Source organism: Mycobacterium sp. 48b, from assembly GCF_048282725.1.
In the GTDB taxonomy this organism is placed as follows: Bacteria; Actinomycetota; Actinomycetes; order Mycobacteriales; family Mycobacteriaceae; genus Mycobacterium.
Map to the genome: position 1 here is coordinate 1,433,405 of NZ_JBLVUL010000001.1, position 17,490 is coordinate 1,450,894.

Here is a 17,490-nt window from a genome sequence, read left to right on the forward strand (position 1 = left end):
CCCAGACTTGTATCGAAATGTAACACGTTCTAGTTTAGGTTCTGTGGCTCTGAATATTGCCGATCTTGCCGAGCACGCCATCGACGCTGTGCCTGACCGTGTCGCCCTGATCTGTGGCGACGAACAGCTGACCTATGCGCAGTTGGAGGAGAAGGCCAACCGCCTGGCCCACTATCTGATCTCCCAGGGTGTGAAGAAGGACGACAAGGTCGGCCTCTACTGTCGCAACCGCATCGAGATCGTCATCGGGATGCTGGGCATCGTGAAGGCCGGCGCGATCCTGGTCAACGTCAACTTCCGCTACGTCGAGGGCGAGCTGAAGTACCTGTTCGAGAACTCGGACATGGTCGCGCTGATCCACGAGCGCCGCTACGCCGACCGCGTGGCCAACGTGCTGCCCGAGACGCCCCTGGTCAAGACCGTCCTCGTGGTGGAGGACGGATCAGACGACGACTACCAGCGGTACGGCGGTGTCGAGTTCTACTCGGCCATCGCCGACAGCTCGCCCGAGCGGGACTTCGGGCCGCGCAGCGAAGACGACATCTACCTGCTCTACACGGGCGGGACCACCGGATTCCCCAAGGGCGTCATGTGGCGTCACGAGGACATCTACCGGGTGCTGTTCGGCGGCACCGACTTCGCCACCGGCGAGCCCATCGCCGACGAATACGACCTGTCCAAGCAGGCGGTCGCCAACCCGCCGATGATCCGGCTGCCCATCCCGCCGATGATCCACGGCGCGACCCAGTCGGCCACCTGGATGGCGCTGTTCACCGGTCACACCGTGGTGCTGATGCCGGAGTTCGATGCCGATGCCGCCTGGCGGATGATCCACGAGCACAAGGTCAATCTGCTGTTCTTCACCGGCGATGCGATGGCCCGGCCGCTGCTCGACGCGCTGCTGGCCCACCAGGACGCAGGCAACCAGTACGACCTGTCGTCGCTGTTCCTGCTGGCCAGCACCGCGGCCCTGTTCTCTACCAGCCTCAAGGAGAAGTTCCTGGAGCTGCTGCCCAACCGGATCATCACCGACTCGATCGGATCCTCGGAGACCGGCTTCGGCGGTACCTCCGTGGTCGCCAAGGGACAGAGCCACACCGGTGGCCCGCGCGTGACCATCGACAAGAACACCAAGGTGCTCGACGAAGACGGCAACGAGGTGGTCCCGGGCTCGGGCGTGCGCGGCATCATCGCCAAGTGCGGCCACATCCCCGTCGGCTACTTCAAGGACGAGAAGAAGACCGCCGAGACCTTCCGCACCTACAACGGGGTCCGCTACGCCATCCCCGGTGACTACGCCGAGGTCGAGGCCGACGGCAGCGTGACCATGCTGGGCCGCGGCTCGGTGTCGATCAACTCCGGTGGCGAGAAAATCTACCCCGAAGAGGTCGAGGCCGCGCTCAAGGGCCACCCCGACGTTTTCGACGCGCTCGTGGTCGGTGTGCCCGACGAGCGCTTCGGCCAGCACGTGGCCGCCGTCGTGCAGCCGCGTGAGGGCAGCCGCCCGACCCTGGCAGACCTCGACACCTTCGTGCGCAGCGAGATCGCCGGCTACAAGGTGCCGCGCAGCCTGTGGCTGGTCGACGAGGTCAAGCGCTCGCCGGCGGGCAAGCCCGACTACCGGTGGGCCAAGGATCAGACCGAGGAGCGTGCCGCCGACGAGGTGCACGCGAATCACGTGGGAGCGAAGCAGTAATGAAGACCGATCTCTGCGAAAAATTCGGGATCGAATACCCGATCTTCGTCTTCACCCCGTCGGAGAAGGTGGCCGCCGCGGTCAGCAAGGCCGGCGGTCTGGGTGTGCTGGGCTGCGTGCGGTTCAACGACGCCGACGACCTCGAAGAGGTGCTGCAGTGGATGGACGCCAACACCGGCGGTAAGCCTTACGGCGTCGATATCGTGATGCCGGCCAAGATCCCGACCGAGGGTACGGCCGTCGACATCAACAAGCTCATCCCGCAGAGCCACCGCGACTTCGTCGCGAAAACCCTTGCCGATCTTGGTGTTCCGCCGTTGCCGGCGGACGAGGAGCGTAACGAGGGTGTGCTGGGCTGGTTGCACTCGGTGGCCCGCAGCCACGTCGAGGTCGCGCTCAAGCACCCGATCAAGCTGATCGCCAACGCTTTGGGTTCACCGCCCAATGACGTCATCGAACAGGCGCACGCCGCGGGTGTTCCGGTGGCGGCACTGGCAGGCAGCGCCAAGCATGCGCTGCGCCACGTGGAGAACGGCGTGGACATCGTCGTCGCCCAGGGCCACGAGGCCGGTGGGCACACCGGTGAGATCGGCTCCATGGTGCTGTGGCCGGAAATCGTTGACGCCCTTGACGGTAAGGCCCCGGTGCTGGCCGCCGGCGGTATCGGCACCGGCAAGCAGGTCGCGGCTGCGCTGGCGCTCGGCGCCTCGGGTGTGTGGATGGGATCGGCATTCCTGACCGCAGCCGAATACGACCTGGGCCACCGGCTGCCCGGCGGCACCTCCACGATCCAGGAGGCCCTGCTCAAGGCCACCACCGCCGACACCGTGCGCCGCAAGATCTACACCGGCAAGCCGGCCCGGCTGCTCAAGACCAAGTGGACCGACGCCTGGGATGCCCCGGACGCACCCGAGCCGTTGCCGATGCCGCTGCAGAACATCCTGGTCAGCGAGGCGCATCAGCGCATGAACGAGTCGGACAACCCCGACACCGTGTCGATGCCGGTGGGCCAGATCGTGGGCCGGATGAACGAGATCCGCCCGGTCGCCGACATCATCGGCGAACTGGTGAGCGGTTTCGAGGCCGCGACCAAGCGGCTGGACGGTATCGCCGGAAGCTGAGTCTGCACGTAGCGCGTCGAGCCTGCGTCCAGATCGCGATTTCGCACGATTTCGCGATCTGGGCGCAGGCTCGATGTCGTTGAGTTCGGTATGGTTGGGCTGGTGAATGTAGCGGACGCTCTCGCGGCGAACCGTGCCAACTGGGACGACCGGGCCGACATTCATGCCCGGTCCGAGATGTATGACGTGGCAGGGTTTCTGGCCGATCCCACCGATATCTCCTGGGTGGTGCGCAACGACTTCGAGGTGCTCGCGCCACACCTGCCGGACACCGGGGTGCGGGGCCGTTCACTGCTGCACCTGCAGTGCCACATCGGCACCGACACCGTGTCCTGGGCCAGGCTGGGAGCGCGCGATGTGCACGGCGTCGACCTGTCGCCGAACTCGTTGCGGCACGCGGCCAGGATCGCGGCGGCCGACGGCCGTGAGATCACCTGGGTCGAGGGCGATGCCCGGTTCGCCTCGACGCTGATCCAGCGCCGCTTCGAGACCGTGGTGACCAGCACCGGAACCATCGTGTGGCTGCCCGAACTCGTCAACTGGGCGCGATCGATCCACGATCTGCTCGAGCCGGGCGGGGTGTTCCTGATCCGCGACGATCATCCGATCCTCGGGGCGATGGACTTCGAACCGTGGGAGATCACCGACGACTACCTCAGCGGCGGCGGTGCCCGGACCTATGACGACGCAGGTACTTACACCGAGAACTCGGCCGGACAGATCACCCATGTGCGTAACCACGAATGGCGCCACGACCTGTCCGAGGTCATCACGTCCCTGCTGCAGGCCGGGCTCGTCATCGAGGCTCTGGCCGAACTGCCATACATGGACTGGCGGGCTTTCCCGGCGTTCGTGGCCTGCCCTCAGGGCTGGGCCCTGCCGCCGGGGTCGCCGCAGATCCCGCTGAACTTCGCCGTTGTCGCGCGGCGTCCCAGGAGCTAGTAGGAGACAGGCTCCTGTTGGGTGGTGCAGTGGATGCCGCCCCCGCCGGCGGCGATGGCATCGATGTTGATCTGCACGACCCGGCGGCTGGGGAAGAGCTGCTCCAATTTCTGCCGGGCCGCGGTATCGGCTTGCGGATCACCGAACTCAGGTGCGATCACCGCGCCGTTGCAGACGTAGAAGTTGATGTAGCCTGCCGCGAAATCGTCGGATTCGAATTCGGGCCGGACGACACTCGGCGCTTCGAGCACGAGAACCTCCAGCTTGCGGCCCTTGGCGTCCGTCGCGGTCTTGAGGATGTCGAGATGGCGCTTGGTCACATCGTGGTCCCAGGACGCCGGGTCCGGGTCGAATCCGGCCAAGACCATCCCGGGCGGGGCGAAGCGCGCGTAGAAGTCGGTGTGACCGTCGGTGATGTCCTTGTCCGCGATGCCGGGCAGCCAGATGATCTTGTCGAGCGCGAGCAGCGGCCGAAGCTCGTCCTCGACATCGGCTTTCGACCAGCCCGGGTTCCGGTTGTCGTTGAGCACGCAGCTCTCGGTGATCAGCGCGGTGCCCTCGCCATCCACCTCGATGCCACCGCCCTCGAGGACGAGGTCGGTGGGTAGCGCCTCGACACCTGCCCGGGCCGCCACGAAGTCGGCGACACCGGCATCGTGATCGAACTCCTGCTTCTCCCCCCAGCCGTTGAAGTTGAAGTTGATGCCGGCCTTAGTGCCGTTGCCCGTTACGAACACCGGCCCGGTGTCGCGCATCCACAGATCGTCGAGCGGCGCCTCCACCAATTCCACCGTGGGCCCGACGATCTCCCGTGCCAGATCGTGCTCCTCGGCGCGGACCAACATCGTGACGGGCTCGAACTGCGCGATCGCCTGGGCGATCGTCGCGAGGTTCCGCCGGACTTCTCCCAGCAGCGCAGCACCCCAGATCGCCTCGTCGGCACCGAACGCCATCCAGGTCCGTTTGTGCGGGTCGCCTTCGTCGGGCATGCGCCAGGTGCGGTGATCCTCGCCGGCGGGGTCGCGCTCACCGCCGGCGGGCTCGGTGCACCCCGCGGCCAGGGCCGCACCGATCACGACCGCGCCTGACCGGAAGAACTGCCGCCTCAGCATCGCCGCCGTCGCTCTAGCGACCGGGCAGTTTCTGCACCGCCTTGATCATCGGGGTCAGAGCCTTCTGCCAGAACGTCTGCGAAATGCCCAGCGGGGGATCGAGGTTGATCACCCGAGCCGTGGAGACCGTCTGGGACTCGGTGTACTTGAGGATCCCGTCGGCGCCGTGCCGCCGCCCGACGCCGGAGGCCTTCATGCCGCCCATCGGGGCCGCGGTGCTGCCCCAGGCCAGGGCGTAGCCTTCGTCGACGTTGACCGTGCCGGCCTGGATCCGGGCCGCGATCGCCTCGCCCTCAGCTTTGCTGCCTGCCCACACACTGGCATTCAGGCCGTACTCGGTGTCGTTGGCCTTCGCGATGGCCTCCTCCACCGAGTCGACGGGGTAGATCGACACGAGCGGGCCGAACGTCTCGTTGCGCGCGCATTCCATCTCGTCGGTGACACCGGTCAGGACGGTCGGTTCGTAGAAGAGCGGGCCGATGTCGGGGCGCGGGTTGCCGCCGGCAACCACTGTGGCGCCCTTGACCTTTGCGTCGTCGACGTGGCCGGAGACGGTCTTGATCTGATCTTCTGAGATCAGGCTGCCCATGTCGGCGGTGAAGTCGTAGGTCGCCGCCAGGTTCATGTTGCGCACCTGCTCGCCGAATTTGGCGGTGAACTCGTCGGCGACGTCCCGCTCGACGTAGATCCGCTCGATCGAGATGCACAGCTGCCCGGCGTTGGAGTAGCAGGCCCGGGTCGCGGCCTTGGCGGCCACGTCCAGGTTGGCGCCTTTGGTGACGATCATCGGGTTCTTGCCGCCGAGTTCGGCCGAGAAGCCGATCAGCCGGCGCCCGCACTGCTCGGCCAGGGACCGGCCCGTCGCGGTGGAGCCGGTGAACATCAGATAGTCGCAGTTCTCGACGATCGCGGTGCCGACCACCGAACCCGGCCCGGGAACAACTGCGAACACCTCGCGCGGCAGGCCCGCCTGGTAGAGCAATTCGGCATTGGCCAGCGTGCAGTACGGCGTCTGGCTGTCGGGTTTGACCACCACGGCGTTGCCGGCCAGCAGTGCCGGGATGGAGTCCGAGATCGACAGGGCCATCGGGTAATTCCATGGCGAGATGACCCCGATGACACCCTTGGGGTGATGGTTGACGACCGTCTTGACGATGCCGGGCAACAGGCCCTGCACGCGTTTGGGGGAGAGCAGCTTCGTCGCCTCGCGCGCGTAGTAGCGCGAGTTCAGGATCATGTCGACGATCTCTTCCTGCGCAGCCGAACGGGCCTTGCCGGTTTCGGCCTGGGCCACGTTCATCAGGAAGTCGCGATTGCCGGCCACGAGTTCGCCGAAGCGCTCGATGACGGCGGCGCGTTCCTTGACGGGGCGTTTGGCCCACAGGGCCTGCGCGGCGCGAGCTTTGGCGAACGCCGCGGTCACGTCTTCGGCAGTGCCGACCGGAATGGTGGTCAGCTCCTTGCCGGTGAACACCTCTTCGATCGGCTTGGACTGCCGGGCGCCGACGTCGTCGATGGCGACGAGCGCGCGCAGTCGAGCGAAGTCGGCAGCGGACGGAGCAGGCATCGGAGACTCCCTACTGGCAAGTAACTAATAGTCATGGTCAACCTACTCGGTACCGGCAGTCCGACAAAGGCACAGCTTGTCCGATCTGTTCACGACTGAGCATGGGCAAGCGCCTTAACCTGCGGGTATGTCCTTGAACCTGAACTCGGCGGTCATCGAGATCGTCACCGAAGACCTGCCCCGATCCCTGGATTTCTACCGACTCCTCGGCCTGGCGGTGCCCCAGCCGGACGGGCCGCACGTCGAGGTGGCTTTGCCGGGCGGAAACCGTCTCGCGTTCGACACCGAGGAGGTGATCGCCGGAATGCACCCCGGCTGGACGCCCCCGACCGGCCCCGGCCGGGTCGCGCTGGCGTTCGGCCTCGACGCACCCGCCGACGTCGACGAGCTCTACGAGCGGCTCACCGCTGCCGGGCACCCTGGGACGCTCAAGCCGTTCGACGCGCCATGGGGGCAGCGTTATGCCACCGTCGTAGATCCCGACGGGACCTCGGTGGACCTGTTCGCAGCGTCGGGAAGCTGACGGAGCTGATGCCACGGCACCCCGGCCAGGGCACGGACCTCGCGGTGCAGGTGAGGCTGGTCGGCAAAGCCGGCCTGCGCGGCGACCGCGCCGGTGCTCAGGCCGGTGCCGATCAGCCCGACTGCCCGCCGGAACCGCAGGATGCGGCGCAGCGTCGCCGGCCCGTACCCGTAGACCGCCGCGCATTGCCGTTGCATGGTCCGGTTCGACCAACCCGCATGGCGTGCTGTCGCAGCGACCGACTCTCCGGCAGCCAGCCGGCGGGTGACGTCGCGTAGTGCCGGCAGCGGCCACGGCGCGGTCTCGGTCCGGGGCGGCTCCGAGGCCAGTGCTTCGGCGAGCTCTTCGAGTGAGCCACCCCGGTTGACCCTGCGCAGTTCACTCACGTCGACCCGGGTGTTGCACAGCTCGGCAGCCGGGACGCCGAGCAGGCGAGGCAGGGCCCCGGGCCGAAACCGCAACCCCTGCACCGGATCACAGCTGCCCGTGGCGATGAACGCAGTGGTGTCGGGGCCGGCCACGACAATCCTGTCGTCCATCTGGATGAGGTCCATGCAGCCGTCGGGCAGTATCCGGCGGGGTTGAGCCGTGTCGGTGCTGACCCACCGACACTCCACGAGCTCGCCGAGGCGTGGCGGCGGACGGTGTTCGCGGTAGCCCACGTCTCCGACGCTACCCGCGCCACCATGCGGTTGAATCGGGGAATGGCCGGGCGACCACGCGACACGTCGATCGACGAGCGGGTGCTCGCGGCCACGCGTGAGCTGCTGGTCGAGGTGGGCTGGGACGACCTGAGCGTCCGGCTGGTCGCGGCACGTTCCGGGGTGGGCCGATCCAGCCTGAACCGGCGGTGGTCGTCGAAAGCCGAACTGGTGCTGCACGCGATACTCGGCGAATCGCCCGACATGTCACCGTTTTCCGGCACTGACCTGGCCGGCTGGATCGCGTGGGTGGTCCGCGGCAGTCATCAGCTGTTCAGCCGTCCCGACGTGAGCGAGGCGGTGCCCGGGCTGCTGCTGGCGCTGCGGGAGAACGTCGCGCTGCGGAAAGCGCTGTGGGACGGGTTCAGTGGGCCGGCGATCGAGCTGTTCGCGGCCAGGGGATACGGGACGGAATCGGACGCGAAGGCTGTGCTGTCCATGGCGGCCGGGGCGGCATTGTTCACCACAACGGTGGCCGCCGACGACGATTCGCCCGAGCTTCAGCAGCGGCTGGTGCGGCTGCTCAGCCAGGCCCTGGGGGTGTCACCGGCCGAATGAGGCCAGCATGGCGTCCTGCGGCGAACGCCACGCCTCGATGCCCAGATCGGCGAGCGTGCTCGCGTCGTCGGTGGGGGTCGCGGCGGTGAGCAGCAGCGCTGCCTCGTGGCTGATCCCGTCGCCGAGCGGAAGCACCCCGCCGAGCAGGTCCGAGCACCAGCCGATGCCGCGGAAAAGACTCGCCGACAAGGGGATTCGGTGGATCTTGCGGCCCGCGCCCCGTTCCAGCACGTCGATCATCTCGTTGAACGACACCATCACGCCGCCGCAGACATAGCGCTTGGGTCCGCGCCCGGGCGCCATCAGCCGTTCGTGCACGAGCGCGACGTCGCGCACGTCGATCATCTGCATGCCGCCGGTCATCCGGGGTGCCAGGCCGGCCTTGGCGATCGGTGCCCAACCGCGTTCGGTGACTCCGGCGGCGGTGAAGTAGGCCGGGCCCACCACGCTCGACGGATAGGTGACCACGACCGGGGCCCCGCCGTCCTGGAGGCGTCGGGCCACCCGATCGGCATAGGCCTTGGTCTGGGCGTAGGGGCTGCGGCCCGGTGCAGGCGGGGTGTCGGCGGAGATCACGCCGTTCGGCGGCGGGAACAGTGAGCTGTAGCTGCTGACCGAGACGATGGGATCGAGCCCGGCCTCGACGGCACGGTTCAGGACGGCCTCGGTGGCGTGGGCGTTGATCTCCCACATCAACTGCTCACGCCGGCGGTCGGTGCCGACGATGCCCGCGGCATGGATCAGGGCGTCGCACCCCGACAGCAGATCCGTGACGGTGCCACCGTCCCGGATGTCGCCTTCGAGCACCGACATCTCACCGAGCGCGGCGAGGTGGCCGATCACCTCGTCGTCACCGCATCCCGGTGCGACCAGCAGGCGGATCCGATGGCCCGCGGCCAGCAGGCCCCGGACGGTGTGGGCCCCGAGATAGCCGGTGCCCCCGGTCACTGCGATGTGCATGCTGACGCCTCCCATGTTTCGATGCCAATGGTATCGAAATGGTTCGCATGGGTGCCGTGCAGGTACGGGGCTAGCGGGGGACCGGCCAGACCGGGTCCGCGCACCCGGTGCCCTCGGCCGACAACTGGCGCTTGATCACCTTGAACGTCTCGGTACGCGGCAACCCGGCACCGACCCGCACATACGACGGCCACTGCTTGGGTCCCAGGTCGGGTTGGTCGTGAAGAAACTTCCCGAAGCTGTCGATGTCGAACGGCTTGCCTGCCGTGAGCACCAGCGCGGCCATCACCTGATCGCCCACGTCGGGGTCGGGGATGGGGTACACCGCGACTTCGGCGACATCGGGATGGCGCAACAGGATTCGTTCGATCGGCGCAGTTCCCAGATTCTCGCCGTCGACTCGCATCCAGTCGCCGAGGCGCCCGGCGAAGTGCGCAAACCCGTTCTCGTCGAGGTAGGCCAGATCGCCGGTGTGGTAGACGCCGCCGGCCATCCGCTCACCCTCGGCGTCGGGATCGTTGTAGTAGCCGCGGAACCATCCCGCACCGGTCGGGTTCACCAACTCGCCGACCACTCCGGGAGGGCACGGCTCCCCGGTGTCCACGTCGACGATCGCCACCTGGTCGGTGAGCGGGCCGAGGGCGCCTTCGGGGGTGTCGGGGGTGCGGGCGATCGCCACACCGCCCTCGCTGGAACCGAATCCGTCGACCACCGTGACCCCGAACCGCTCGGCGAACCGGCCCAGGTCCCGCGGCGCACCCTCGTTGCCGTAGAGGATCCGCAACGGATTGTCGGCATCGTCCGGTGCCGGTTCGGTGGCCAGGATGTAGGACAACGGTTTGCCGACGTAGTTGGCGTAGGTCGCGCCGAAGCGCCGGATGTCGGGCATGAAGCCGGAGGCGGAGAACTTGCGCCGCAACGCGATCGACGCACCGGCCGCGGCGGCGACGGCCCAGCCGGCCATGATGGCGTTGGAGTGGAACAGCGGCATCGACAGGTACACGGTGTCGGCCGGGCCCAGCGCGAAGCGGTCGGCCAGCATCCGGCCCGGAAATGCCACCTTGTCATGGGTGACCCGCACGGCCTTGGGGTCGCCACTGGTTCCCGAGGTGAAGATGAGCATGAACAGGTCGTCGGCCGACAGGTCGGCGAACGTCACCGGGGTGTCCCGATATGACGCGAGTTCGGCTGCCCAGTCGGCTGATTCGACGTCGATGAAATCCACCCCGGGCGGCACCGCGTCGGGATTGTCGGCCAGCACCAGCTGGCAGTCGGCCTTGGCGATGTCGCGGGCGAGCGCCTCGCCGCGCCGGGTCTGGTTGAGCCCGACGGGCACCAGCCCGTCCAGGCCCGCTGCCACCAGCAGGCTGGAGAAGAACGTGGTGTTACCGAGGAGTGCCCCGACATGCGGGGGTTTGGAGGGGTCCAACCGGGCCCGCAGCGCCGCGGCCAGTTGTGCACCGGCGGCGATGTGGTCGGCCCAGCTGACGAACGAATCCTCTTGGTAGAGGCCACGGTCGGTGACCTCGGCCAGCGGGAGCAGCAGCTCGGTGACCGTCGGCCCGGCGGTTGGACCCCCCATCCCTAGACCGGAGTGTCGGCGAGTTCGCGGCCGATGCGCAGCAGCTGCCCGGTTGCCCCGCCGACACCGAACTCGGTCTGCTTGGCGGCCAGGAAGTACCGGTGCACCGGATGGTCCATGTCGATGCCGACACCACCGTGCACGTGCACCGCGGTGTGCGCGACGCGGTGGCCGGCCTCGGCAGCCCAGAACGCGGCACTGGCGACATCGATGTCGGCGGGCAGGTCCTCGGACAACCGCCACGCCGCCTGGGTCAGCGTCAGGCGCAGGCCCTTGACGTCGATGTAGCCGTCGGCCAGCCGGGACGACACGGCCTGGAAGCTGCCGATCGGCCGGTCGAACTGCTCGCGCTCACGGGCGTACTCGGACGTCAGCTCCAGCGCCCGCTCCAGCACGCCGAGCTGGAGGGCGCTGTGGCCCAGTGCCGCATACGTGTTCAGCCACTGTGCGACCTCCGCGCCGCCGACCAGGCGGGCGGCGTCCAGGGTGGTGCCCTGCAGCTCCAGGAGCGCTACGCTGCCCTTGCCGGTGGTGCTCAGCGCGCTGACCGTCACACCGGGATCGTCCTTGGTGACCAGGAAAACGCTGACACCGGACTCGGTTTCGGCCGGAACCAGGAACGCGTCGGCGATCGGCCCGTAGTTCACCTGGGTGCGAGAGCCCGTGAGCTTGTACGCGGAGCCGTCAGCCTGCGCCTGCACCGGGCCCTGACCCATCTCGCCGTCGAGGGCCACCGCGAGGATCTTGTCGCCGGCCACCGCGGGCGCAGCCCACTGGGTGCGCAGTTCCTCCGACCCGAACGCGGCCAGCGCGCCCACGCCCAGCACCACGGAATCCAGGTAGGGCACGGCAGCCAACTGGCGACCCAGTGCGGTCAGGACGGCAGTCTGCTCGAGCACGCCCAGGCCACCGCCGCCCACCGACTCGGGAGCCGCGGCCGACAGGACGTCGGCCTCGACCAGCTTGGCCCACAGGTTGGCGTCGAATCGCTGCTCGAGCCCGTCGAGCTCACGCTGGCGTTCGGGTGTGCACACCGATTCGGTGATCGTGCGCACCAGGCCACCCAGGTCGGCGGCCTCTTCGGTCGTCTTGAAATCCATTGGTGTGCCGTCCTTACCGGTTCACTCGGGGCAGGCCGAGCGCGACCATGCCGATGATGTCACGCTGAATCTCGTTGGTGCCGCCGCCGAAGGTCAGGATCAGTGCCGACCGGTGGAACCGCTCGATGCGGCCACGCAGCAGCGCGCCCTTGCTGTCCGGGCGCAGCGTCGCCGAGGTGCCGAGCACCTCCATCAGGAGGCGGTAGGCCTCGGTGGCCAGCTCGGTGCCATACACCTTGGCCGCCGACGCATCCGCCGGAGAAGGCGCGCCGTCCTCGGCGGAGGCCAGCTCCCAGTTGATCAGCTTGAGGACCTCGGCCTTGGCGTGCACCCGGGCCAGGTTCAGCTGCACCCACTCGGAGTCGATGACCCGCTTGCCGTGCACGTCCTTGGTGTTCTGGGCCCACTCGCGGACCCCGTCCAACGCGACGTAGATCGGCTGGGACGACACCAGGGCGACCCGCTCGTGGTTGAGCTGGTTGGTCACGAGCTTCCAGCCGGCGTTCTCCTCACCGACCAGGTTGGTGGCCGGTATGCGGACGTCCTGGTAGTAGGTGGCACTGGTGTCGACGCCGGACATGGTGTGCACCGGCGTCCAGGAGAAGCCCTCGGCGGTGGTCGGCATGATCAGCATCGAGATGCCGCGGTGCTTCTTGGCCTCGGGGTTGGTGCGCACGGCCAGCCACACATAGTCGGCGTACGCGATCAGGCTGGTCCACATCTTCTGGCCGTTGACCACATAGTCATCGCCGTCTCGCACCGCGGTGGTCCGCAGCGCGGCCAGGTCGGTTCCTGCGCCGGGCTCGGAATAGCCGATCGAGAAGTGCAGCTCGCCTGCGGCGATCTTGGGCAGGAAGAACTTCTTCTGCTCCTCGGTGCCGAAGTGCATGATCGTCGGCGCGACGCTGTTGATCGTCAGGAACGGCACCGGCGCGCCCGCGATCGCGGCCTCGTCGGTGAAGATCAGCGACTCCATGGGGGTACGCGCCTGCCCGCCGTACTCCTCGGGCCAGTTCAGGGTCAGCCAGCCGTCCTTGCCCATCTGGGCGACGGTCTCGCGGTAGATGTTGCCGCGTCCCATCTCGCCCTCGGACGAGCTGAGTGCCTCGACGCGCTCGGGCGTCATCAACTTGGAGAAGTACGCGCGCAACTCGCGGCGCAGCTCCTCCTGCTCGGGGGTGTAACCGATCCGCATCCGCTGCATCCTCACTGCTTGATAGACCTGACTTCTCACCTGGTTGTAACACGTTCTAGTCTTATGATCCAGGCCGGTGCAGGACTGGTATCCGTCAGGTGTGGTCGTATTCTGTGGCTGCGCGCACGCAGCCCCGTGCGTACACACGTTGTGAGGAGGTCGCCATGCGAGTTGAAGTGGACCGTGATCGCTGCGAAGGCAATGCGGTGTGCGTGGGTATTGCCCCCGATTTGTTCGATCTTGATGACGACGACTATGCCGTGGTCAAGTCCGATCCGGTGCCTGCCGACCAGGAGGATCTGGCCGAGCAGTCCATCGCCGAATGCCCCCGGGCAGCCCTGATCCGAAAAGACTAGAGGTATTCATAAATGATGCCGCGCACGCGAGGAGCGAAATGACCAGCGACGCTCAGATCGATCTGTCCGGAAAAGTAGCGGTGGTCACCGGTGCGGCCGCAGGGTTGGGCCGCGCCGAAGCCGTCGACCTGGCCAAGGCCGGAGCCACCGTGGTGGTCAACGACATGGCCGGCGCGTTGGAGTCCTCGGACGTCCTCGACGAGATCGCGGCCGTCGGCTCCAAGGGCGTGGCCGTTGCCGGCGACATCAGTGCGCGCTCGACCGCAGACGAGCTGGTCGCCACCGCCGACGGTCTGGGCGGCCTGGACATCGTCGTCAACAACGCGGGCATCACCCGCGACCGGATCCTGTTCAACATGAGCGACGAGGAGTGGGACGCCGTCATCGCGGTCCACCTGCGTGGCCACTTCCTGTTGACCCGGAATGCCGCCGTCTACTGGCGTAACAAGGCCAAGGCGGGGGACGGCACGGTCTACGGCCGGATCATCAACACCTCGTCGGAGGCCGGGCTGTCCGGTCCGGTCGGCCAGCCCAACTACGGCGCCGCCAAGGCGGGCATCACCGCGCTCACGGTGTCGGCCGCCCGTGCCCTGGAGCGCTTCGGTGTGCGGGCCAACGCGATCGCGCCGCGGGCCCGGACCGCCATGACCGCAGGTGTCTTCGGCGACGCACCCGAAGGTCAGGTCGACCCGCTGTCGACCGACCACGTCGTGACCCTTGTCCGATTCCTGGCCGCCCCGGCGTCCGAAGCCGTCAACGGTCAGCTGTTCATCGTCTATGGTCCAACTGTCACGTTGGTCGCGCCGCCCACAGCGGAGAAGCACTTCACTGCGGACTCCGACGCCTGGAACCCGGCAGAGCTCAGCGGGACGTTGCACGATTACTTTGCTGATCGTGACCTGGGACGTGGATTCTCGGCCACTGAGCTGATGGATTCACGAGACTGACGGTCTCGTTGACCGTCGCTCAACGCAAGTAGAACGTGTTCCAACCTGAGGTCAGTGTGGGACGACCTGAGCTGCAAAAACGGCGTCCGACATGAGGATTTTGAATTCTTTGACACTGCGAACATGTTCTAGTTAGTATGATCCGGCTCACTAAGAGCACCGTAAGACCAAGGGGTGGGAGAGCGGCTACGTCACGTGGCCGTCAAACTTTCGCTATCGCGAGTACCCGCGGAATTTCCCCCACCTAAGTACCCCCGAGAACGGAGCCCAGGTTGATCGAACAGCTTGCGGTTCCGGCCCGGGCCGTGGGCGGCTTCGTCGAGATGTCCTTGGACACCTTCGCCAAGATGTTCCGTCGACCGTTCCAGTTCAAAGAGTTTCTGGATCAGACCTGGATGATCGCCCGGGTCTCGCTGGTGCCGACCCTGCTGGTTGCCATCCCGTTCACGGTCCTGGTCGCCTTTACCCTCAATATCCTTCTTCGCGAGATCGGCGCCGCCGACCTGTCCGGTGCAGGCACCGCCTTCGGCACCATCACCCAGCTCGGTCCGGTGGTGACCGTGCTGGTGGTGGCCGGCGCGGGTGCCACGGCGATCTGCGCTGACCTGGGTGCCCGCACCATCCGCGAAGAGATCGACGCCATGCGGGTGCTGGGCATCGACCCCATCCAGCGGCTGGTCGTGCCCCGCGTGCTGGCCTCGACCTTCGTGGCGCTGCTGCTCAACGGCCTGGTCTGCGCGATCGGCCTGGCCGGTGGCTATGTCTTCTCGGTGTTCCTGCAGGGCGTGAACCCCGGATCCTTCATCAACGGCCTGACGGTGCTGACCGGGCTCGGCGAGCTCGTGCTGGCCGAGATCAAGGCACTGCTGTTCGGCGTGGTGGCCGGCCTGGTCGGGTGCTACCGCGGGTTGACCGTCAAAGGAGGCCCGAAGGGTGTCGGTAACGCAGTGAACGAAACGGTGGTCTACGCCTTCATCTGCCTGTTCGTGATCAACGTGATCATGACGGCCATTGGTGTGAGAGTGCTGGTGCGCTGATGAGCGCTTGCGCGAAGAAGAGACTGCCATGAGTTATGACGCCACACTTCGCTTCCGCCGGCTGTTCCGCGGCGTGCCCAAGGTCGTCGACACCGTCGGCGAGCAGGCGCTGTTCTACGGCGAGACCATGCGGTACCTGCCCAACGCCATCAACCGCTACCGCAAGGAGACCATCCGCCTGGTAGCCGAGATGACCATGGGTGCAGGCGCCCTGGTGATGATCGGCGGCACCGTCGGCGTTGCGGCCTTTCTCACCCTGGCCTCCGGCGGCGTGATCGCGGTGCAGGGTTATTCGTCGCTCGGAAACATCGGTATCGAGGCCCTGACCGGCTTCCTGTCGGCGTTCCTCAACGTGCGCATCGTGGCACCGGTGATCGCCGGTATCGCCCTGGCCGCCACGATCGGCGCGGGCGCCACCGCCCAGCTCGGCGCGATGCGGGTGGCCGAGGAGATCGATGCCGTCGAAGCGATGGCGGTGCATGCCGTGTCGTATCTGGTCTCCACCCGGCTGCTGGCCGGCCTGATCGCGATCGTGCCGCTGTACTCCCTGTCGGTGCTGGCCGCGTTCTTCGCCGCGAGGTTCACCACGGTGTTCATCAACGGTCAGTCGGCAGGTCTGTACGACCACTACTTCAATACGTTCCTGATACCCAGCGACCTGCTGTGGTCGTTCCTGCAGGCGATCGTGATGGCGATCGCGGTGATGCTGGTGCATACCTACTACGGCTACAACGCATCCGGCGGTCCCGTCGGTGTGGGTATTGCGGTCGGCCAGGCCGTGCGCACCTCACTGATCGTCGTCGTCACCATCACGCTGTTCATCTCCCTGGCCGTCTACGGCGCGTCCGGCAACTTCAACCTTTCCGGGTAGGTGGCAGGAATTCCCATGGCAGACGAACCGTCCAAGCACCGCCGTCATGTCAGGATCGCCGCTGCGATCCTGGCAGCGATCGTGGCCGCCGCAGTGGTCTTCACCTACCTGTCCTACACAGCGGCCTTCACGCCGACCGACACCGTCAGCCTGACCGCGCCGCGGGCGGGCCTGGTGATGGAACGCGACGCCAAGGTGAAGTACCGCGGCATCCAGATCGGCAAGGTCACCGACATCGCGTACGCCGGCAGCGAGGCGAAGCTGACGCTGTCCATCAAGCGCGGCGAGATGCGCTACATCCCGTCCAATGCCACCGTGCGGATCGCGGGCAACACGATCTTCGGTGCGAAGTCGGTGGAGTTCCAGCCGCCCGCAGAGCCTCAACCGACGTCGCTGCGCCCGGGTAGCACCGTGGCTGCGAAGGACGTGCAGCTCGAGGTCAACACCCTCTTCCAGACGCTGTCGGACGTGCTCAACAAGATCGACCCGGTCAGCCTGAACGCCACGCTCACCGCGCTCGGCGAAGGTCTGCGCGGCCACGGTGACGACCTCGGTGCCGCCCTCACCGGCCTCAACGGCTATCTCGCACAGATCAATCCGAAGCTGCCGACCCTGCGCGACGACTTCGCGAAGGCCGCCGCGGTCGCCAACATCTACGGTGATGCCGGGCCGGACCTGGCCAGGATCATCGACAACGTGCCCGCGCTGAACAAGACGATCGTCGACGAGAAGACCAACCTCAACGCCACCCTGCTGGCCGCGACCGGTCTGGCGAACAACGGCACGGCGAGCCTGCAGCCGGCCGCCGACGATTACATCGCCGCCATTCAGCGGTTGCGGGCCCCGTTGAAGGTGGCCAGCGACTACTCACCCGAAATCGGCTGCGTGCTCAAGGGTGTATCGGTCGGCGTGGACCGCTTCGCCCCGATTATCGGTGGTATCCGGCCCGGTCTGTTCGTGTCGTCGAACTTCCTGCCCGGCGCCCCGGCGTACACCTATCCGGAGAGCCTGCCGATCGTGAACGCGTCGGGCGGCCCCAACTGCCGTGGCCTGCCGGATGTGCCGTCGAAGCAGTTCGGTGGTAGCTGGTACCACTCGCCGTTCCTGGTGACCGACAACGCCTACGTGCCGTTCCAGCCGAACACCGAGGTGCAGTTCGACGCCCCGGCGACCCTGCAGTTCTTGTTCAACGGCGCGTTCGCGGAGAGGGATCGCTTCTGAT

General features: G+C 67.1%; 17 protein-coding genes. 10 read left to right on the top strand and 7 right to left on the bottom strand.

What is annotated here, in order from left to right; translation table 11 throughout:
- Positions 1-7: 7 nt before the first annotated feature.
- The 3 genes from ACNQR1_RS06560 to ACNQR1_RS06570 all read left to right on the top strand — a co-directional run bounded on the left by ACNQR1_RS06560 (position 8) and on the right by ACNQR1_RS06570 (position 3,759).
- Positions 8-1,696 carry an acyl-CoA synthetase gene (locus tag ACNQR1_RS06560; RefSeq protein WP_418044890.1) on the top strand — a complete coding sequence of 563 codons (1,689 nt, stop codon included), beginning with the start codon at positions 8-10 and terminating at the stop codon, positions 1,694-1,696.
- Positions 1,696-2,817 (top strand): NAD(P)H-dependent flavin oxidoreductase, encoded by a 1,122-nt coding sequence (locus ACNQR1_RS06565; RefSeq protein ID WP_418044892.1) that lies wholly within the window; start codon positions 1,696-1,698, stop codon positions 2,815-2,817. The genes ACNQR1_RS06560 and ACNQR1_RS06565 overlap by 1 nt, the downstream gene beginning before the upstream one ends.
- Positions 2,818-2,919: 102 nt before the next feature.
- A complete protein-coding gene (locus tag ACNQR1_RS06570) occupies positions 2,920-3,759 on the top strand; it encodes a class I SAM-dependent methyltransferase (RefSeq protein ID WP_418044894.1) in 840 nt (279 codons plus the stop codon).
- On the opposite strand, the gene ACNQR1_RS06575 is transcribed toward ACNQR1_RS06570, so the two are convergent.
- Both ACNQR1_RS06575 and ACNQR1_RS06580 read right to left on the bottom strand, forming a co-directional pair.
- A complete protein-coding gene (locus ACNQR1_RS06575) occupies positions 3,756-4,871 on the bottom strand; it encodes an agmatine deiminase family protein (RefSeq protein WP_418044896.1) in 1,116 nt (371 codons plus the stop codon). The genes ACNQR1_RS06570 and ACNQR1_RS06575 overlap by 4 nt on opposite strands.
- 13 nt (positions 4,872-4,884) lie before the next feature.
- A complete protein-coding gene (locus ACNQR1_RS06580) occupies positions 4,885-6,438 on the bottom strand; it encodes a succinic semialdehyde dehydrogenase (RefSeq protein WP_418044898.1) in 1,554 nt (517 codons plus the stop codon).
- A gap of 127 nt (positions 6,439-6,565) precedes the next feature.
- Between ACNQR1_RS06580 and ACNQR1_RS06585 the strand changes: the two genes are divergently transcribed.
- Positions 6,566-6,961: a VOC family protein gene (locus ACNQR1_RS06585; protein ID WP_418044900.1), complete on the top strand. Its 396-nt coding sequence runs from the start codon at positions 6,566-6,568 to the stop codon at positions 6,959-6,961.
- On the opposite strand, the gene ACNQR1_RS06590 is transcribed toward ACNQR1_RS06585, so the two are convergent.
- Positions 6,898-7,623, bottom strand: a complete 726-nt coding sequence (locus ACNQR1_RS06590; protein ID WP_418044902.1) for a DUF6597 domain-containing transcriptional factor — start codon at positions 7,621-7,623, stop codon at positions 6,898-6,900. The two genes, ACNQR1_RS06585 and ACNQR1_RS06590, sit on opposite strands and share 64 nt — an antisense overlap.
- A 42-nt stretch (positions 7,624-7,665) precedes the next feature.
- On the opposite strand from ACNQR1_RS06590, the gene ACNQR1_RS06595 reads away from it, so the two are divergent.
- Positions 7,666-8,220: a TetR/AcrR family transcriptional regulator gene (locus ACNQR1_RS06595; protein ID WP_418044903.1), complete on the top strand. Its 555-nt coding sequence runs from the start codon at positions 7,666-7,668 to the stop codon at positions 8,218-8,220.
- Here ACNQR1_RS06595 and ACNQR1_RS06600 read toward each other — a convergent pair.
- From ACNQR1_RS06600 to ACNQR1_RS06615, 4 genes are all read right to left on the bottom strand, one after another.
- Positions 8,206-9,180, bottom strand: coding sequence for an NAD-dependent epimerase/dehydratase family protein (locus ACNQR1_RS06600; RefSeq protein ID WP_418044904.1), 975 nt, complete (start codon positions 9,178-9,180; stop codon positions 8,206-8,208). The genes ACNQR1_RS06595 and ACNQR1_RS06600 overlap by 15 nt on opposite strands.
- Before the next feature lie 70 nt (positions 9,181-9,250).
- Positions 9,251-10,762, bottom strand: a complete 1,512-nt coding sequence (gene fadD17 / locus ACNQR1_RS06605; RefSeq protein WP_418044906.1) for a long-chain-fatty-acid--CoA ligase FadD17 — start codon at positions 10,760-10,762, stop codon at positions 9,251-9,253.
- A gap of 2 nt (positions 10,763-10,764) precedes the next feature.
- The gene (locus tag ACNQR1_RS06610) at positions 10,765-11,862 is read right to left on the bottom strand and encodes an acyl-CoA dehydrogenase family protein (RefSeq protein WP_418044908.1); all 1,098 of its coding nucleotides are present in this window, start codon (positions 11,860-11,862) and stop codon (positions 10,765-10,767) included.
- Positions 11,863-11,875: 13 nt separating this feature from the next.
- On the bottom strand, positions 11,876-13,057 hold the full coding sequence (locus tag ACNQR1_RS06615) for an acyl-CoA dehydrogenase family protein (RefSeq protein ID WP_418050298.1): 1,182 nt from the start codon (positions 13,055-13,057) through the stop codon (positions 11,876-11,878).
- A gap of 164 nt (positions 13,058-13,221) precedes the next feature.
- Here ACNQR1_RS06615 and ACNQR1_RS06620 point away from each other — a divergent pair, with 164 nt between their 5' ends.
- The 5 genes from ACNQR1_RS06620 (at position 13,222) to ACNQR1_RS06640 (ending at position 17,489) form a co-directional block, all read left to right on the top strand.
- On the top strand, positions 13,222-13,413 hold the full coding sequence (locus ACNQR1_RS06620) for a ferredoxin (protein WP_036391771.1): 192 nt from the start codon (positions 13,222-13,224) through the stop codon (positions 13,411-13,413).
- Positions 13,414-13,451: 38 nt separating this feature from the next.
- Positions 13,452-14,360, top strand: a complete 909-nt coding sequence (locus ACNQR1_RS06625; RefSeq protein WP_418044910.1) for a 3-oxoacyl-ACP reductase — start codon at positions 13,452-13,454, stop codon at positions 14,358-14,360.
- A gap of 272 nt (positions 14,361-14,632) precedes the next feature.
- Positions 14,633-15,397 carry an MlaE family ABC transporter permease gene (locus ACNQR1_RS06630; RefSeq protein WP_003879810.1) on the top strand — a complete coding sequence of 255 codons (765 nt, stop codon included), beginning with the start codon at positions 14,633-14,635 and terminating at the stop codon, positions 15,395-15,397.
- A 28-nt stretch (positions 15,398-15,425) separates the two neighbouring features.
- On the top strand, positions 15,426-16,268 hold the full coding sequence (locus ACNQR1_RS06635) for an ABC transporter permease (protein ID WP_029110320.1): 843 nt from the start codon (positions 15,426-15,428) through the stop codon (positions 16,266-16,268).
- A 15-nt stretch (positions 16,269-16,283) separates the two neighbouring features.
- A complete protein-coding gene (locus tag ACNQR1_RS06640; RefSeq protein ID WP_418044912.1) occupies positions 16,284-17,489 on the top strand; it encodes an MCE family protein in 1,206 nt (401 codons plus the stop codon).
- Position 17,490: the final 1 nt, after the last annotated feature.